The following is a 17,850-nucleotide window of genomic DNA, read 5'->3' on the forward strand; positions in this document are numbered from 1 at the left end:
GTTATGCCTAAGATTATTGTATTACCACACGACGATTTGTGCCCAGAAGGTGCAGTGTTGGAAGCAAACTCTGGTGACACCGTTCTAGACGTAGCGCTAAAAAACGGTATCGGTATTGAACATGCGTGTGAGAAGTCATGTGCGTGTACTACCTGCCACGTAATCATCCGTGAAGGTTTTGATTCACTCGAAGAAAGTGAAGAACTAGAAGACGACATGCTAGATAAAGCGTGGGGTCTAGAGCCTGAGTCACGCCTAGGGTGTCAGGCGAGAATTGCTGATGAAGACTTGGTAGTAGAAATTCCTAAATACACACTCAACCACGCTTCAGAAGATCACTAAAACTATCTTCCCAATATAGGGAAGAAGCAAAAGGAAGATGAGCAATGAAATGGACAGATTCTCGCGATATCGCGATTGAACTTTGTGACAAGTTTCCAGATGTCGATCCAAAAACAGTGCGTTTTACCGATCTTCATCAATGGATCATGGAGTTAGATGAGTTTGACGATGAGCCAAACCGTTCTAATGAAAAGATTCTAGAAGCCGTTATCATGTGCTGGATGGACGAAGCGGACTAAGTCTGTAAAACACAGCCTAGTTAACAATTCTTACTAAAAAAAGCGGACCTTTAGGTCCGTTTTTTTATCCAATTGACATTTTTGCCCTACATAATGCTAACATCCGTGAGTTATTAAAAAGAAGCAGCGTAGGCAACGCTGCTATAAGACAAGGAGAAACCATGTCTACACAGATGTCTGTATTTTTAAGTCAAGAGTCGGCAGCACCACATTGGGGTGAAAAAGCACTGCTTTCATTCGCTGAAAACGGCGCAACTATTCACTTAGGTGAAGGTCATGATCTCGGCGCAATTCAACGTGCAGCTCGTCAGCTAGATGGCCAAGGAATTCGTTCTATTTTTCTTTCTGGTGATAACTGGGATCTAGAGAGCGTATGGGCTTTCCACCAAGGGTTCCGTAACCCTAAAAAACATGGCTCAGTTGAGTGGGCTGCATTGTCTGATGAAGATCAAACAGAGCTTCAAGCTCGTATTACTTCGACTGATTTTACCCGCGATATTATCAACAAAACGGCAGAAGAAGTTGCTCCTCGTCAGCTAGCGACAATGGCTGCTGAATTCATCAAATCAGTTGCGCCGAAAGGCACGGTGACAGCTCGTATCGTCAAAGACAAAGACTTGTTGGCAGAAGGTTGGGAAGGTATTTACGCAGTAGGCCGTGGTTCTGAGCGTACTTCTGCGATGCTTCAGTTAGACTACAACCCAACAGGTGACGAAAACGCACCTGTATTCGCATGTCTTGTGGGTAAAGGCATCACCTTTGATTCCGGTGGTTACAGCTTGAAGCCTTCTACCTTCATGAGTGCAATGAAAGCTGATATGGGTGGCTCGGGTACTATCACTGGTGGCCTAGGATTAGCTATCTTGCGCGGTTTAAACAAGCGCGTAAAACTGATCTTGTGTTGTGCTGAGAACATGGTTTCTGGCCGTGCCCTTAAGCTTGGCGACATCATCACTTACAAAAACGGCAAAACCGTTGAGATTATGAATACCGACGCGGAAGGTCGCTTGGTGCTTGCCGACGGTCTTATCTACGCCAGTGAGCAAAAGCCTGAGTTAATTATTGACTGCGCGACGCTAACAGGCGCAGCGAAGAATGCGTTAGGTAACGATTACCATGCGCTAATGAGCTTTGATGATGAGCTATCGCATCAAGCGCTTACGGCGGCAAACCAGGAAAAAGAAGGCTTGTGGCCGCTACCACTTGCTGACTTCCATCGAGAAATGCTGCCATCTAATTTTGCCGATTTATCGAATATCAGCTCTGGTGATTATTCTCCAGGTGCAAGCACTGCAGCTGCATTCTTGTCTTACTTCGTTGAGGACTACAAAAAAGGCTGGTTACATTTCGACTGTGCGGGTACGTATCGTAAAGCCGCTTCTGATAAATGGGCTGCGGGAGCAACGGGTATGGGTGTTCGTACACTTGCTCGTTTCCTCAATGAGCAAGCTGGAAAATAAGATTGATTGCAGCACTCTCTTGTTTGAGTGCTGCTCTTACCCAGTAAGTCACTTTAAAAGCACAACTATTATTACAAGTACAGAAAGGAAATTTTATGGCTCTAGAAAGAACATTTTCAATCATTAAGCCTGATGCTGTAGAGCGAAACCTAATTGGTGAAATCTACAATCGTATTGAAAAGGCTGGCCTACGTATCATCGCTGCCAAAATGGTTCACCTGACAGAAGATCAGGCAAGCGGCTTTTATGCAGAGCATGAAGGTAAAGAGTTTTTCCCTCCTCTAAAAGAGTTCATGACATCTGGTCCTATTATGGTTCAGGTATTGGAAGGCGAAAATGCGATTGCACGTTACCGCGAGCTAATGGGTAAAACCAACCCAGAGGACGCGGCATGTGGCACTTTGCGTGCTGATTACGCACTCAGCATGCGTCACAATTCAGTTCATGGTTCAGATAGCCCTGAGTCTGCCGCTCGTGAAATTGAGTTTTTCTTCCCTGAATCAGAAGTTTTCTCTCGCTAACTCGTTCATGCATCACTTTTGCGTGATGATCTAGTTCGTAATAACCTCGGAATTGTCCGAGGTTTTTTATTCCGCGTTCTCCATTTCATCGGCGAGTTCATTCGTAAGTACTCGCGAAGACGTTGGCTAATCTGAGCACCTTACAGGGGGGAAAGCTTAGTTACGTGTGTTTCTTCTCACTGCTTTCTCTGCACCACTTCTACGCTTTTGCTGCCGGTTGTCTAATCATTATTCTCACCGTAAAGTCTGATTGAAATTTAATCGTTTTTATTTTAATGCCTTAGCAAACTCAGGGTCTTACACCCCTTGTTGTAGCTGAATAAAGGCTGTACAATTCGCGCCCTTATTCTTGTTTCAGTCATTGAGAGGCAACATGACCACTGAAAAAATCAATCTACTCGACTTTGATCGCAAAGGCATGCGTCAGTTTTTCGCGGAAGAACTTGGCGAGAAAGCGTTTCGTGCCGATCAGGTTATGAAGTGGATCTACCATTTCGGTGTAGATGACTTCGAAAAAATGACAAACATCAACAAGAAGCTGCGCGAAAAGCTTTTACACAAGTGTGAAATTAAAGCACCAACTGTAGCAGAAGCTCAGCATTCTTCAGACGGCACGATCAAGTGGGCAATGAAGGTTGGTGATCAGGATGTAGAAACGGTTTACATTCCAGAAGATGATCGCGCAACGCTTTGTGTATCTTCTCAAGTAGGTTGTGCATTGGAATGTAAGTTCTGCTCAACAGCACAGCAGGGCTTTAACCGTAACTTGAAAGTTTCAGAGATCATCGGTCAGGTGTGGCGTGCTGCACGTGAAATTGGTCTTGAGAAAGAAACAGGCCGTCGCCCAATTACGAACGTCGTGATGATGGGCATGGGTGAGCCGCTTCTTAATATGAAGAACTTGATTCCAGCACTGGAGTTAATGTTGGATGACCTTGGCTTTGGTTTGTCGAAGCGTCGCGTAACCGTATCAACATCAGGTGTGGTTTCTGGTCTTGATCAGATGACGGGCAAAATCGACGTTGCGTTGGCGATCTCTCTTCATGCACCAAACGATAAGCTGCGTAGTGAAATCATGCCAATTAACGATCGTTGGGATATTCAAGATTTCCTAGCATCCGTTCGTCGTTACATTGCTTCATCGAATGCAAACCGTGGCAAGGTAACAGTCGAGTACGTGTTGCTTGATCATGTGAACGATGACATGGACCATGCACGCGAGCTGGCTGAATTGATGAAAGACACACCATGTAAGATTAACTTGATTCCGTTTAACCCGTACCCAGGTTCACCTTACAAGAAACCAAGTAACTCACGTATTGATCGCTTCCAAAAAACATTGATGCAATACGAGCACACAGTTACGGTTCGTAAAACACGTGGTGATGACATTGATGCCGCATGTGGTCAGTTGGTCGGTGATGTAATTGACCGAACTAAACGTACGGCAATGCTGAAAGCGTCACGCGGTGCCGATACCATTGAAGTGAAAGCTGTATAAACGACCGGAATTCAAAAATAGCCAGAGCCATTCGCTCTGGCTATTTTGTTTATTGTTTAGGACATTTTCGCCAAGATTTGGGACTATCACTCTTCAACTTAAGGTTATTTGGGTATAATTTCGAATTCCTTTGTCAAAGTTTGGACAAAAGCTTGAGCTATCTGTTAGTTTGAGTGTAAAGAGTTTTTGTCTTCGTTGCGCATTCGCTTATCATGATATGTAACACTAACGATGACACCGATAATTCTCAGCACTTTCTCACATACGTTTTGCTGATTTTTGCAAAACGGGTATTCGCACTCAGATCGCTGAGAGTTTCTTAAAATTATTATTTTTGGTTAACGCGTTTAGGCTAGCTATCTTTAAAGAGGCTTAAGAACAATAACGAAAATACATGACTACGTTAGCCACTAAAACAGATTAAATACCGCCATTATGACAGAACACGAAAATACGAATGAAGTGCCACTCTCTATTGAAGCTGGCACATTACTGAAAAACAAACGTGAATCCTTGGGAATGAGCCAAAAGCAAGTTGCCGATCGCCTGAGGCTTCGCATTTCTGTGATTGAAGATATTGAAAATAACCGATTTGAATCTCAACAAGTCGCGACATTTACACGTGGTTACTTACGCTCTTACGCTAAATTCGTAGGTCTTGATGAGAAGGTGGTTTTGACGGCGTTAGAGCAGACTGCCGATGCTCAGCCTCAAGAGCAAGAAATTGAAATGCAAAGCTTCTCTCGTAAAACAAAAGACGAGAAGCACAATAGCCGTATTATGCTCCTTACTTGGGTTATCGGGCTGGTCATTATTGGCATTTCAGCGGCATGGTGGTGGCAAAACCAACAAGAGAATAGCCTAACTAAGGAAGTAACGGATTCAAGTGTTGAAGCGCCGCAGCCCACTGCTCAAGAATTAGCTGATATCGATTTGATGACGGCTGAAGAGTTAATCGCAAGCACTCCTGAAGAAGTTGCTTCAACTAATGAAGACGTTGCTGAATCGACTGAAGCACCCGTTGAGCAAGGGGCGGATCCTTTGCTGACTGAAACTGAAAATACAACAAGCGTAGATTCTGAAGAACCTGTTGCCGTGATTGAAGCGGCGGAAGAGGAACAGCCTGCGCCAGTAGTACCTGAAGGCATGACACTTCTTACTATGAAGTTTAAAGCGGACTGTTGGATTCAAGTGAAAGACACCAATGGTAAAACGCTGGTAAGTGGTACTCATAAGCCAGGACAAGATGTAGAACTTACCGGAAAAGCGCCATTTAAAGTGATATTAGGCGCACCGGAAGGGGTTACAATGACATTTGCAAGTGAACCTGTCGACCTTTCTGGGTATACTTCAGGCAAAGTAGCTAGATTCACTCTACCGTTATAAAAAATTATGCAACACGAATCTCCAATTATTCGTCGTAAATCGACGCGTATTTATGTGGGTGATGTGCCAATTGGTGATGGTGCGCCAATTGCAGTACAGTCAATGACTAACACTCGCACGACTGACGTAGAAGCGACAGTCGCTCAAATCCGAGCACTAGAAAAAGTCGGCGCAGATATCGTTCGAGTTTCTGTACCTACGATGGACGCAGCAGAAGCTTTCAAACTGATTAAACAGCAAGTTTCTGTACCATTAGTGGCTGATATTCATTTCGACTATCGTATCGCGCTGAAAGTTGCGGAGTACGGAGTTGACTGTTTACGTATCAACCCTGGTAACATCGGCAATGAAGAGCGCATTCGCGCTGTTGTTGATTGCGCTCGCGATAAAAACATCCCGATCCGTATTGGTGTCAATGGTGGATCTTTGGAAAAAGATCTACAGATGAAATACGGTGAGCCTACGCCAGAAGCCTTGGTTGAATCGGCGATGCGTCACGTAGATCATCTCGATCGTCTTAACTTTGACCAATTTAAAGTTAGCGTGAAAGCTTCAGACGTTTTTCTTGCGGTGGATTCATATCGTCTGCTGGCGAAGAAAATCGATCAGCCTCTTCATTTAGGTATCACAGAGGCGGGTGGTGCTCGAGCTGGCGCTGTTAAGTCATCTGTTGGCTTAGGTATGCTGTTATCTGAAGGGATAGGCGATACGCTGCGTATCTCTTTGGCTGCCGATCCAGTTGAAGAAATCAAAGTCGGTTTCGACATCCTTAAATCTCTGCGCATTCGCTCTCGAGGCATCAACTTTATTGCGTGCCCAAGCTGCTCACGCCAAGAATTCGATGTGATTGGTACGGTGAATGCACTGGAGCAACGTTTAGAAGACATCATCACGCCAATGGATGTGTCTATCATCGGTTGTGTGGTAAACGGCCCTGGTGAAGCAGAAGTTTCTCACTTAGGTCTAGCAGGTAGTAACAAGAAGAGCGCATTCTACGAAGATGGTAAACGCCAGAAAGAGCGCTTTGATAACGATGACCTTGTGAATAAGCTAGAAGCTAAGATCCGTGCGAAAGCAGCTATGATGAATGGCGAAAACCGCATCGAAGTTAAAGTACAAGATTAATCTCAACGAGAATTACGGTAAGTATTGTGGCAAAAACAATTCAAGCAATTCGAGGCATGAACGATTGCCTCCCAACTCAGTCGCCACTGTGGCAAAAATTAGAAAACACAGTGAAAAATGTAATTAGCGCATACGGTTATAACGAAGTGCGCATGCCAATCGTTGAAGAAACAAACCTATTCAGCCGCGCTGTTGGTGAAGAAACAGACGTCGTTTCAAAAGAAATGTACACTTTTGATGACCGTAACGGCGACAGCCTAACACTTCGCCCAGAAGGTACGGCGGGTTGTGTACGTTCATGTATCCAAAACAGCCTGATCAACCGTGATGAACAGCGTCTGTGGTACATGGGGCCTATGTTCCGCCATGAACGTCCGCAGAAAGGTCGTTACCGTCAATTCCACCAGTGTGGTGTTGAGGTGTTTGGTCTAAATGGTCCAGATGTTGATGCAGAGCTTATCATGATGACGGCGCGTCTATGGCGTGAGCTAGGTATCAATGAGCATGTCCGTCTTGAGCTGAACTCTATCGGTTCTCAAGAAGACCGCGCAGACTACCGTACTGCACTGGTTGCATTCCTTGAGCAACATATTGATGTGCTAGATGAAGATTGTAAGCGTCGCATGCACACGAACCCATTGCGTGTTCTGGATACGAAGAACCCAGACGTTCAAGCTATTTTAGGTGATGCGCCTCGCCTTTCAGATTACTTGGGTGAAGAATCTAAAGCACACTTCGCAGGTCTATGTGAACTTTTAGACGCCGCAGGTATCAAATACACAGTTAACGAACGTCTAGTTCGTGGTCTGGATTACTACAATCGCACGGTATTTGAGTGGATCACTGAGAGCCTAGGTGCTCAAGGCACTGTATGTGGCGGTGGTCGTTACGATGGCCTTGTAGAGCAATTAGGTGGTAAACCAACACCAGCGGTTGGCTTTGCAATGGGCCTAGAGCGTCTAGTACTGATGCTAGAAACGTTGGAACTGACAGACGTTCGTCGCAGTGTTGACGTGTACGTAGTCACAGCGGGTGAAGGCACCATGATGGCAGGAATGAAGCTAGCAGAACAGCTTCGCGAGTCTGTTCCAGGCGTTCGTGTGATGAATCACTTCGGTGGCGGTAACTTCAAGAAACAGTTTAAACGCGCAGACAAAGTTGGTGCTGTTGTAGCATTGGTTCTGGGCGAAAACGAAGTTGCGGATAATACCGTAGTACTGAAAGACTTAGCTGGTGGTGAGCAAGAGACTTACAACCAAGCAGAAGTTGCAGAAAAGATCGCAGCACTGATTTAAGTCTTTTAGTAATCTAACAAAATTACATCCTAGTTCGTAAGCTAAGGCTCCCAAATGTGGAGCCTTTAAACGAAATAGGAACAATGGCAGCTAAGCTGCCATTTACATGTTTTAAGAGGACAGGAAGTGGAACTTTACGATACTGAAGAGCAACAAGTTGAAGCCATTAAAGACTGGTGGAAGGAAAACGGCAAAGCCGTCATCATCGGTGCGGTTGTTGGCTTAGGTGGTCTATTTGGCTGGCGTTACTACCAGGATTCTGTGATTCAGGCGAGTGAAGCAGCTTCTCAAAGCTACACGACAGCAATGAATGCTTTGCAAGACAAAGGCACTGATGCTCAAGCTGACGTGAAAGCTTTCATTGAGTCAAATGAAGTAAAAGAATATTCAGTATTGGCTGCGCTACAACTTGCTAAAGCACAAGTTGAAGCTCAAGACCTTTCTGCTGCATTGGAGCAACTGAAGTGGGCGCAAAGCAACACTCAAGATGCTGCGTTGTTACCATTGATTAGTTACCGCATTGCGCGTATTGAGACGGAAATGGGTAACTTCGACGCTGCAACGGCAGAGCTGAGTAACGTCACTGATACAGCATGGACAGGTCGTATTGCTGAACTTCGTGGCGATATTGCGATTCGCCAAGGTGACAAAGATGCTGCGTACGCTGCGTATACTGAAGCTCAGCAAGCGGCAGATGCAAGCCCGACACTACAAATGAAATTGGACGATCTGGCGAAATAAGGACCGCATTGGATGAAAAGAGTCTTTAAGAAAGCCTTGCTAGGGGCGTTAACAATGGGAGTACTTGCCGGTTGTGCAGGTGAGAAAGACACCATTGTAATGGCGCCACTACCTCAGGTAAACAGTCAGTTTACAACCAGTAGTGAGTGGAGCACATCGGTTGGCGATGGTGTTGGTCATTACTTTTCAAAACTATCCCCTGTATTTGCGAATGATACATTGTTCGTGGCAAGTCGTGATGGCTTAGTAAAAGCGCTGGATCCTGAGAATGGTAAACAACGTTGGCAAACGGACCTAGAAGAAGATGTCATTGCTCGTCTCTCTGGTGGTATCACAGCGGCATACGGAAACCTTTACATTGGCTCTGAGAATGGTGAAGTCATCTCTCTTGACCAAGAAACAGGTGAAATTGTTTGGCGTGTCAAAGTTGGTGGTGAGGTACTGGCGAAGCCAGTTGCAGATTCAGGCCTTATTATCATCAATACTAGCCGAGGCATGTTGATTGCCCTTAATGAGAGTACAGGTGAGCAACGCTGGGCATTGAGTACAGAAGTGCCGAACTTAACTTTACGTGGCGACAGTACTCCGACTGCAATTGGTGGCGGTGTATTTTGGGGAACGGCAAATGGCCGACTCGCAGCTGCTATCGTTGAGCGTGGTCAGTTGATTTGGCAACAGCCTGTTGGTACGCCAAAAGGCGCGACAGAAATTGATCGTTTGGTTGACGTTGATTCATCGCCAATTGTGCTAGGCGGTACTCTTTTCACCATTGGATACAATGGCCAACTTATCGCTATTGACTTGCGTTCAGCGAACCCGATTTGGAAGCGTAATTACTCATCTGCGACAGACATTTCTACAGATGGTAGTCGCATCTTTGTGATAACGGAAAAAGATCATGTTGTTGCCGTTGATTCACGAAGCGGAACTGAGTTGTGGGAAAACAGCTTGCTTGAGCACCGACAACTTACAGCGCCAGTTATTGTTGGCAATTATCTCGTTGTCGGTGACACGCTTGGTTACCTTCACTGGATGGATCGTTCAACGGGCGAATTTGTTGCGCAGCAGTTTGTCGATGATAGCGGCTTGGCTGTTGGCCCGACGTTATTGTCGGATGGTTATGTGATTACAACTCGCAACGGCGATGTAAAGAAACTAACCATTAACGAATAATATCGTGATATAATTCACATTCGGCTCCTGGCTGGTGACAGCTAGGAGCCGTTTTGTTGTTTGAATTTATTAACCCTGACGTGGTTATAGGTAAAAAGCTGGTTTGATTTGGCATCGAGCAAGTCGTTACCTATAACTACAGAAGAAAGATTATTGTAGAGGTTGTTATGGTACCTGTTGTAGCTCTAGTAGGGCGTCCGAACGTAGGTAAATCTACACTATTTAACCGATTGACTCGCACTCGTGACGCGTTGGTTGCGGACTTTCCAGGCCTAACGCGAGACCGTAAATATGGCCAGGCGAGACTTGGTGAAGAGCACGAATTCATTGTGATTGATACTGGTGGTATCGATGGCACAGAAGAAGGCGTGGAAACAAAGATGGCAGAACAGTCATTAGCCGCGATTGATGAGGCTGATGTTGTATTGTTCCTTGTTGACGGTCGTGCTGGTCTGACACCTTCAGATGAAGCAATTGCTGCGCATCTGCGTAAAATTGAAAAGCCAGCGATGCTGGTAGTAAACAAAATCGATGGTATTGATGCCGATGCGGCGTGTGCTGATTTTTGGCAGCTCGGAGTGGATGATATGTACCAGATTGCGGCTGCTCATGGCCGTGGTGTGACCGCTTTGCTTGAGCGTGCTTTATCTCCATTCTTTGATGATCTATTAACAAGTGAATCTGAAGAAGGTGAGATTGAAGACCTGACTGGATTCGAAGACGAAGAGCCTCTTGTTGAAGATTACACTGAAGAAGACGCAGAAGCTGAATTCAAGCGCCTTCAAGAGCAGCCGATTAAGTTGGCGATCATCGGTCGTCCGAATGTAGGTAAATCGACACTGACTAACCGTATTCTGGGTGAAGAACGTGTAGTTGTATACGATATGCCAGGTACAACGCGCGATTCTATCTACATCCCGATGGAACGTGATGGACGCGAATACGTACTAATTGACACCGCAGGTGTTCGTCGTCGTGGTCGTATCAATGAAACGGTTGAAAAGTTCTCTGTTGTTAAGACGCTGAAAGCGGTAGAAGATGCAAACGTCGTTCTACTGGTGATTGATGCACGTGAAAATATTTCAGACCAAGACCTAAGCTTGCTTGGTTTTGCACTGAATGCTGGCCGCTCAATTGTCATCGCCGTTAACAAGTGGGATGGTCTAGACAGTGACGTGAAAGAAAGCGTGAAGAAAGAACTGGACCGCCGTCTAGGATTCGTCGACTTCGCGCGTATCCACTTTATCTCTGCGCTGCACGGTACTGGCGTTGGTCACTTGTTTGAATCTATTCAAGAAGCATATAACTCGGCGACAACGCGCGTGGGTACGTCAGTACTGACGCGTATCATGAAGATGGCAGTGGATGATCACCAGCCGCCAATGGTTCGTGGTCGTCGTATCAAACTCAAGTACGCACACGCAGGTGGTTACAACCCACCGATCGTTGTTATCCACGGTAACATGGTTCGTGAATTGCCAGATTCGTATAAACGTTATCTGATGAACTACTTCCGTAAGTCTCTGGAAATTATGGGAACACCGATTCGCATTAACTTCCACAACAGTGATAACCCATACGAGAACCGTACGAATAAGCTTACGCTATCACAAGAGCGTAAACGTAAGCGTATGATGTCGATGGTGAAAAACCGCAATAAATAATGAAATTCGAATACCCAAGTTTCTACTTGGGTATTTTTTTATCAAAAGTAATCGTAAAAATGACTATCACAGCAACAAAGACTCGTTTTTGTCATCAAACATGGCAATTAGAAGCACAAATACAGCTCGTTCAATCTACGGAAGAAGTGACTTACGTTATTACAGATGTCACGCCGTTCCATCCCGTTAGTCACATATGGCCGGATCACCCTGCAGATAAAGGAACGTTGAAGGTGAATGGGTCTGAGCATGACGTAGTAGATTGCCAAGTTGGAGCAGTGGAGCAGGAGAGTGGTGCTTTGTATGTGGGTAGTGACATCCCTGTAAAGCGTGATGCTGAAGGTTGGGTGTTTGTCGTCGTGCATGTTTTATCACGTACGGAATCATTTGCAATTAATGACTTGGTAACATTAGCGGTAGATAAAGACTATCAAAATGCTTTGAGTCGAGGCCACACAGCAGGACACTTAGCGTATTTGGCGTTGAATAAAGTACTAGCGGAAGACTATTGGCGAAAAGACGCAGACCGCAAAGACCCACATGGTTATTATGACTTTAATAGCTATGCGCAAGTCACGAGTTATGTCACTCCAGACAAGTGCCTCGATACGTACCGTTTAGGCAAAACACTCCGTAAAAGAGGATTAAACAGTGCAGATATGCTGAATGACCTCCAGGCGATTGCAGAAAAAGTGAATGGCCAACTGGTTGAATGGCTTCAAAGAGATGCGATGATCACCATGGAATGCCACGGCGATAGATTAACGGATTCTCGCTATTGGAAGTGCGATTTAGGGGAAGGTCAATTAGCGGTAATCCCTTGTGGTGGAACGCATGCGAGCCATTTAAATGAGTTTGCTTTTATCCAAGTTAAACTCGTTGAGCTCGACGCTCAAACTATCGAAATGCACACCAATGTAAACACTGCTTTTTGAATAAGATCTTTTTATTAAATTCTGATTTTTCGTTTAATTAAATCTCTCTAAGGTTTTTTATTCTGCCTTAAATTGGAATGCAGAATATGTAACTTATGCTTTCGGTGTGTGGTTATATAAATATTCTTTTAAGGGGTGATCGCTGATCAAGGAGTAAATATCAGACGATCAGTATAAGATCCTACGTATCAAGTATGGTTAACGCCTCGTGAAACTTGTTGGGGCGGTGATGAAGATCAACATACTTGTTCGTTATTTTGAGTAGCATGCGTTACTCGAAATTGCTTAGTTTAGAGAGAGGAACGGGATATGCAGCAGAACATTTGCCCGACTTGCAATGTCGAACTGGAATGGACAGGACAATACCATTGTGCACAGTGTGAATCGGATTTTAAAAAAGTAGGTTTTTGCCCTGATTGTGAGGCGGAGCTGGAGAAGCTGCAAGCATGCGGTGCTGCGAGTTACTTTTGCAATGTGTGTAATGAACTCAAGTCAAAATCACGTGTCCGATTTGAGTTCCAGAAAATCAGTTAACCAGAGTTTGTATTCAGTTAACGGTAGAGCGAACGTCGCCTTCGGCTAATCGAGTAATCAATACATCTCCCGATTTTACATCTGAAGATTGCGTAATTACTTTTCCTTGCTCAGTTTGAGTAATTGAGTAACCTCGTTTCAATGTCGCTAGTGGGCTGACGGTGTCTAACTTCTCTGCAGCAATCGCGAGTTGATGGCGCATAGTCAGTAACTTGCGATCCATTGCATCCATGAGCTTTTGCTCAACACGTTCTAGCTTCGACTTCTGCTCGGCAAGGCGTGTTACAGGAGAATTTAATTGCAGCCGATAATGTTGACGCTCGATTCGCTGTTGACGCAAGGCAATAAAACGACTCATCGCTCGCTGTAAGCGCATGTCCAACTCATCTAACTGTTGCGTCTGACGTTGCAAGCGATAGCTTGGGTGCTGTCTCTCTAGACGGTGCACTAATTGAGCAGATTGCTGCTTTTGTTGTGCTAGGTAGTAACGCATCGCGCTCGCTAACTTATGCTGGCGGGTAACTAAAGCTTGATCTTTGTGGCTGTTATCACGGCTTACTAGCTCAGCGGCTGCTGATGGAGTAGGCGCGCGTACGTCGGCGACAAAATCAGCTATTGTCACGTCAACTTCATGTCCAACGGCGCTAATAATAGGAATTTGGCTTGCTGCAATCGTGCGAGCTAATATCTCGTTGTTAAAGCACCATAAGTCTTCTAATGAACCACCACCTCGGCCCACAATTAGCACATCACATTCATCACGGCTGTTAGCGCGACCAATGGCTTGTGCAATTTGAATGGCTGCGTCCTCACCTTGTACCACTGTCGGATAAATCACAACAGGTAGGGAAGGATCACGACGTTTCAATACGTCTAAGATATCGTAAAGCGCGGCACCAGTTTTCGATGTGATGACGCCAACACGTTTAGGGTGCTCAGGCAAAGATTGCTTATTGATTTGCGCGAACAACCCTTCTGCTGCAAGCTTCATTTTCAGCTCTTCAAACTCTTGTTGAAGACGGCCATCACCTTCCGGTTGCATGCTTTCGATGATCAATTGGTAGTCACCGCGAGGCTCATAAAGAGAAAGACGAGCTTTTACTAGGACTTGATTACCGTTAGCGGGCTTGAAAGTAACGCGGCGATTGTTACCACGAAACATGGCACATTTAACTTGAGCGCGAGAGTCTTTAAGAGTGAGGTACCAGTGACCAGAGACAGGAGCTGAAAAGTTGGATATCTCTCCGACGAGCCAAACGATCCCCATTTCGTTTTCAAGGAGTAAGCGAACTTCTGCGTTGAGACGAGAAACAGTAAAGATGTTTTGATTGGTCTTGGAGAGCACAGCTAATCTCTTAGACGTGAGTATGGAAATTAGCGGCAATATAATACATAGCAAGGGGGTAATTGCAAGAAAAAAATTAAAAAATTTGTGGTCAAGCGATTGCGTTAACCGTATAATCCCTCCGCAATATCTAATCCAAATGTAGCCAACAACCTAAAACTGGTTACCCTCATTATGCGAAACGATGAGATTGGATTGTCTTTTTACTCCTCTAATTGTGAGATATTGCAAATGCTAAGAATTGCCAAAGAAGCGCTGACATTCGATGACGTACTACTTGTGCCAGCACACTCCACCGTTCTCCCAAACACAGCTGATCTTCGCACTCAGCTAACTAAGAACATCACCCTAAACATCCCAATGATTTCAGCGTCTATGGACACTGTTACTGAAGCTCGTCTAGCAATTGCGCTAGCGCAAGAGGGTGGCATTGGCTTTATCCACAAGAACATGTCTATTGAGCAGCAGGCAGCCGAAGTTCGTAAAGTTAAGAAGTTCGAAGCTGGTATGGTAACTGACGCGGTTACTGTAAACCCTGACGCGACCATCGCTGATGTTGTTGCACTCACTGAAAAGCATGGTTTTGCAGGTTTCCCTGTTGTCACTGAGAGCAATGAGCTTGTTGGTATTATCACTGGTCGTGACGTTCGTTTTGTGACGGACCTTTCTAAGAAAGTATCTTCAGTAATGACGCCAAAAGAGAAGTTGGCAGCAGTTAAAGAAGGTGCAACACGAGAAGAAGTGCAAGAGAAAATGCACGAAGCTCGTGTAGAGAAAGTATTGGTTGTGAATGATGAGTTCCAACTAACCGGTATGATTACTGCGAAAGACTTCCACAAAGCAGAACGTAAACCAAACGCATGTAAAGATGAGCGTGGTCGCCTACGTGTTGGCGCAGCAGTTGGTGCTGGTGCGGGTAACGAAGAGCGTGTTGCTGCTCTAGTTGAAGCAGGCGTTGACATTCTACTTATCGACTCTTCACACGGACATTCTGAAGGTGTACTAAACCGCATCCGCGAAACTCGCGCTGCTTACCCAGATCTAGACATCATCGGTGGTAACGTAGCAACAGGTGCTGGTGCTAAAGCACTAATCGAAGCTGGCGTAAGCGCAGTGAAAGTTGGTATCGGCCCTGGTTCTATCTGTACAACTCGTATTGTAACGGGTGTGGGAGTTCCACAAATCACTGCAATCGCAGATGCGGCAGAAGTGGCTAATGATTATGGTATTCCGGTTATTGCTGACGGTGGTATCCGTTTCTCAGGTGATATCTGTAAAGCAATCGTAGCTGGCGCATCATGTGTGATGGTTGGTTCTATGTTTGCTGGTACTGAAGAAGCGCCGGGTGAAGTGATTCTATACAATGGCCGTTCTTACAAGTCTTACCGCGGCATGGGTTCTCTTGGTGCTATGTCTCAAGGTTCTTCTGACCGTTACTTCCAGTCTGACAACGCAGCGGACAAGCTAGTACCAGAAGGTATCGAAGGTCGTATCGCATACAAAGGCCGTCTAAAAGAGATCGTACACCAACAAATGGGTGGTCTACGTTCAAGCATGGGTCTAACTGGTTCTGCAACTATCGAAGATATGCGTACGAAAGCTGAATTTGTACGTATCTCTGGTGCTGGTATGCAAGAGTCTCATGTACACGATGTTCAAATTACTAAGGAAGCACCGAACTACCGTCTAGGGAACTAATTACCCAACGGAAACGTTTGCTTTTTCCTTGAAGCATTAAGAAGAGGCGAGTACACTCGCCTCGGTTTTAATCACTTAGCCTTAAAAAGACTGCTCAAAATGACTAAAAATATCCATGACCAACGTATTCTGATCTTGGACTTCGGTTCTCAGTACACTCAATTAGTAGCACGCCGCGTACGTGAAATCGGCGTTTACTGTGAACTATGGAGCTGGGATGTAGAAGAAGCGGATATTCGCGAATTCAACCCAGATGGCATTATCCTATCTGGCGGTCCAGAAAGCGTAACGGAAGAGAACTCTCCACGCGCGCCTCAATATGTGTTTGATTCTGGTGTTCCTTTGCTTGGCGTATGTTACGGCATGCAAACCATGGCGGAACAGCTAGGAGGCAAAGTAGCGGGCTCTAACGAACGTGAGTTTGGCTACGCTCAGGTTAAAGTTTCTGGTGAATGTGCTCTATTTAAAGACCTTGAAGCAACTCAAGACGTTTGGATGAGCCATGGCGACAAAGTAGTAGAGATCCCAGCCGATTTCGTAAAAGTTGGTGAGACAGACACTTGTCCTTACGCTGCGATGGCGAACGAAGAGAAGAAATACTACGGTGTTCAGTTCCACCCTGAAGTGACACACACAAAAGGTGGCCTACAAATGCTTGAGAACTTTGTTCTTGGCGTATGTGGCTGTGAGCGTCTATGGACTTCGGAATCTATCATCGAAGACGCGGTTGCTCGCATTAAAGAGCAAGTGGGTGACGACGAAGTTATCCTAGGTCTATCTGGTGGTGTTGATTCATCGGTAGTCGCGATGCTGGTTCACCGTGCAATCGGCGACAAGCTAACGTGTGTATTTGTTGATAACGGTTTACTTCGTCTAAACGAAGGTCAACAAGTAATGGATATGTTCGGCGACCAATTTGGTTTGAACATCATCAAAGTTGACGCTGAAGAACGCTTCCTAAAAGCACTTGAAGGCAAGTCTGACCCAGAAGAGAAGCGTAAGACTATCGGTCACGTATTCGTAGATGTATTCGATGAAGAGTCTAAGAAGCTGAAAAACGCGAAATGGCTAGCTCAAGGTACGATTTACCCTGATGTAATCGAGTCAGCTGCATCTAAGACTGGTAAAGCGCACGTGATCAAATCGCACCACAACGTAGGCGGTCTTCCAGATGACATGGAAATGGGTCTTGTTGAGCCACTACGTGAGCTGTTCAAAGATGAAGTACGTAAGATTGGTCTAGAGCTAGGCCTGCCTTATAACATGCTTTACCGCCACCCATTCCCAGGTCCAGGTCTAGGTGTTCGTGTTCTTGGTGAAATCAAGAAAGAATACTGTGACTTGCTACGCCGTGCTGATGCTATCTTTATTGAAGAACTGCACGCAGCTGATCTATACAACAAAGTATCTCAAGCGTTCACGGTATTCCTACCAGTACGTTCTGTTGGTGTAATGGGCGATGGCCGTAAGTACGATTGGGTTGTGTCTCTACGTGCGGTAGAAACTATCGACTTCATGACTGCTCATTGGGCACACCTACCATACGACTTCCTAGGTAAGGTATCTAACCGTATTATCAACGAAGTTGATGGCATTTCTCGTGTTGTTTACGACATTTCAGGTAAGCCACCAGCGACTATCGAGTGGGAATAATGCTCCTTTAAGAAAGGTCTGGCATTAACAAGCACTAAATCATACTTAAGTCCGCGTAATTGCGGACTTTTTTTGTTTTTGGCTTAGTCATTTTTGGCAATGTCTGGCAACGCCAAGCACGGTTTGACCGTGGTATTTTGATGGGTATGATTCATCGGTAATGCCATGGATTACGCCCGATACCATGCTGAGTATTTTTGATGGGGCATGGTATTAAATTTTTATATCTATCTGTTTT

Annotated in this window: 16 protein-coding genes; 15 read left to right on the top strand and 1 reads right to left on the bottom strand. The window is 45.3% G+C overall.

What is annotated here, in order from left to right; all coding sequences use genetic code 11:
* Positions 1–3 precede the first annotated feature (3 nt).
* The 13 genes from fdx to R7Q39_RS12120 all read left to right on the top strand — a co-directional run bounded on the left by fdx (position 4) and on the right by R7Q39_RS12120 (position 12,916).
* On the top strand, positions 4–342 hold the full coding sequence (fdx, locus tag R7Q39_RS12060; RefSeq protein WP_005381713.1) for an ISC system 2Fe-2S type ferredoxin: 339 nt from the start codon (positions 4–6) through the stop codon (positions 340–342).
* Between the two features lie 44 nt (positions 343–386).
* Entirely contained in the window at positions 387–581 is a 195-nt protein-coding gene (iscX, locus tag R7Q39_RS12065; RefSeq protein ID WP_005381711.1) for a Fe-S cluster assembly protein IscX, read from the top strand.
* A gap of 161 nt (positions 582–742) precedes the next feature.
* Positions 743–2,041, top strand: a complete 1,299-nt coding sequence (gene pepB, locus R7Q39_RS12070; RefSeq protein ID WP_136976156.1) for an aminopeptidase PepB — start codon at positions 743–745, stop codon at positions 2,039–2,041.
* Between the two features lie 95 nt (positions 2,042–2,136).
* Positions 2,137–2,562: a nucleoside-diphosphate kinase gene (gene ndk / locus R7Q39_RS12075; RefSeq protein ID WP_005381702.1), complete on the top strand. Its 426-nt coding sequence runs from the start codon at positions 2,137–2,139 to the stop codon at positions 2,560–2,562.
* A gap of 373 nt (positions 2,563–2,935) precedes the next feature.
* Positions 2,936–4,063, top strand: a complete 1,128-nt coding sequence (locus R7Q39_RS12080) for a bifunctional tRNA (adenosine(37)-C2)-methyltransferase TrmG/ribosomal RNA large subunit methyltransferase RlmN (RefSeq protein WP_017633913.1) — start codon at positions 2,936–2,938, stop codon at positions 4,061–4,063.
* 435 nt (positions 4,064–4,498) lie between these two features.
* On the top strand, positions 4,499–5,449 hold the full coding sequence (gene rodZ, locus R7Q39_RS12085; protein WP_213964413.1) for a cytoskeleton protein RodZ: 951 nt from the start codon (positions 4,499–4,501) through the stop codon (positions 5,447–5,449).
* A gap of 6 nt (positions 5,450–5,455) precedes the next feature.
* A complete protein-coding gene (gene ispG, locus R7Q39_RS12090) occupies positions 5,456–6,574 on the top strand; it encodes a flavodoxin-dependent (E)-4-hydroxy-3-methylbut-2-enyl-diphosphate synthase (RefSeq protein WP_005381699.1) in 1,119 nt (372 codons plus the stop codon).
* Between the two features lie 26 nt (positions 6,575–6,600).
* A complete protein-coding gene (gene hisS / locus R7Q39_RS12095) occupies positions 6,601–7,869 on the top strand; it encodes a histidine--tRNA ligase (protein WP_005381698.1) in 1,269 nt (422 codons plus the stop codon).
* A 126-nt stretch (positions 7,870–7,995) separates the two neighbouring features.
* On the top strand, positions 7,996–8,610 hold the full coding sequence (locus R7Q39_RS12100; RefSeq protein WP_005381697.1) for a YfgM family protein: 615 nt from the start codon (positions 7,996–7,998) through the stop codon (positions 8,608–8,610).
* Between the two features lie 12 nt (positions 8,611–8,622).
* Positions 8,623–9,783, top strand: a complete 1,161-nt coding sequence (gene bamB / locus R7Q39_RS12105) for an outer membrane protein assembly factor BamB (RefSeq protein WP_151514538.1) — start codon at positions 8,623–8,625, stop codon at positions 9,781–9,783.
* Positions 9,784–9,950: 167 nt separating this feature from the next.
* Positions 9,951–11,447, top strand: coding sequence for a ribosome biogenesis GTPase Der (der, locus tag R7Q39_RS12110; RefSeq protein WP_017820569.1), 1,497 nt, complete (start codon positions 9,951–9,953; stop codon positions 11,445–11,447).
* A gap of 59 nt (positions 11,448–11,506) precedes the next feature.
* Positions 11,507–12,382, top strand: a complete 876-nt coding sequence (locus R7Q39_RS12115; protein WP_213968987.1) for an alanyl-tRNA editing protein — start codon at positions 11,507–11,509, stop codon at positions 12,380–12,382.
* Positions 12,383–12,691: 309 nt separating this feature from the next.
* Entirely contained in the window at positions 12,692–12,916 is a 225-nt protein-coding gene (locus tag R7Q39_RS12120; protein ID WP_012842112.1) for a zinc ribbon domain-containing protein, read from the top strand.
* 13 nt (positions 12,917–12,929) lie between these two features.
* On the opposite strand, the gene xseA is transcribed toward R7Q39_RS12120, so the two are convergent.
* Positions 12,930–14,261 carry an exodeoxyribonuclease VII large subunit gene (gene xseA / locus R7Q39_RS12125; RefSeq protein ID WP_017633909.1) on the bottom strand — a complete coding sequence of 444 codons (1,332 nt, stop codon included), beginning with the start codon at positions 14,259–14,261 and terminating at the stop codon, positions 12,930–12,932.
* A gap of 231 nt (positions 14,262–14,492) precedes the next feature.
* On the opposite strand from xseA, the gene guaB reads away from it, so the two are divergent.
* Positions 14,493–15,959: an IMP dehydrogenase gene (gene guaB, locus R7Q39_RS12130; RefSeq protein WP_017633908.1), complete on the top strand. Its 1,467-nt coding sequence runs from the start codon at positions 14,493–14,495 to the stop codon at positions 15,957–15,959.
* A gap of 99 nt (positions 15,960–16,058) precedes the next feature.
* Positions 16,059–17,612: a glutamine-hydrolyzing GMP synthase gene (gene guaA / locus R7Q39_RS12135; protein WP_005381685.1), complete on the top strand. Its 1,554-nt coding sequence runs from the start codon at positions 16,059–16,061 to the stop codon at positions 17,610–17,612.
* The last annotated feature ends 238 nt before the right edge of the window (positions 17,613–17,850 follow it).

It is taken from the genome of Vibrio sp. 947 (assembly GCF_033339115.1).
GTDB classification, from domain to species: domain Bacteria; phylum Pseudomonadota; class Gammaproteobacteria; order Enterobacterales; family Vibrionaceae; genus Vibrio; species Vibrio alginolyticus.

What these genes read in the sequence shown, in the direction of transcription:
- fdx (WP_005381713.1), top strand. Translation starts at nt 4, where the DNA reads ATGCCTAAGATTATTGTATTACCACACGACGATTTGTGCCCAGAAGGT.
- iscX (WP_005381711.1), top strand. Translation starts at nt 387, where the DNA reads ATGAAATGGACAGATTCTCGCGATATCGCGATTGAACTTTGTGACAAG.
- pepB (WP_136976156.1), top strand. Translation starts at nt 743, where the DNA reads ATGTCTACACAGATGTCTGTATTTTTAAGTCAAGAGTCGGCAGCACCA.
- ndk (WP_005381702.1), top strand. Translation starts at nt 2,137, where the DNA reads ATGGCTCTAGAAAGAACATTTTCAATCATTAAGCCTGATGCTGTAGAG.
- R7Q39_RS12080 (WP_017633913.1), top strand. Translation starts at nt 2,936, where the DNA reads ATGACCACTGAAAAAATCAATCTACTCGACTTTGATCGCAAAGGCATG.
- rodZ (WP_213964413.1), top strand. Translation starts at nt 4,499, where the DNA reads ATGACAGAACACGAAAATACGAATGAAGTGCCACTCTCTATTGAAGCT.
- ispG (WP_005381699.1), top strand. Translation starts at nt 5,456, where the DNA reads ATGCAACACGAATCTCCAATTATTCGTCGTAAATCGACGCGTATTTAT.
- bamB (WP_151514538.1), top strand. Translation starts at nt 8,623, where the DNA reads ATGAAAAGAGTCTTTAAGAAAGCCTTGCTAGGGGCGTTAACAATGGGA.
- der (WP_017820569.1), top strand. Translation starts at nt 9,951, where the DNA reads ATGGTACCTGTTGTAGCTCTAGTAGGGCGTCCGAACGTAGGTAAATCT.
- R7Q39_RS12115 (WP_213968987.1), top strand. Translation starts at nt 11,507, where the DNA reads ATGACTATCACAGCAACAAAGACTCGTTTTTGTCATCAAACATGGCAA.
- R7Q39_RS12120 (WP_012842112.1), top strand. Translation starts at nt 12,692, where the DNA reads ATGCAGCAGAACATTTGCCCGACTTGCAATGTCGAACTGGAATGGACA.
- guaB (WP_017633908.1), top strand. Translation starts at nt 14,493, where the DNA reads ATGCTAAGAATTGCCAAAGAAGCGCTGACATTCGATGACGTACTACTT.
- guaA (WP_005381685.1), top strand. Translation starts at nt 16,059, where the DNA reads ATGACTAAAAATATCCATGACCAACGTATTCTGATCTTGGACTTCGGT.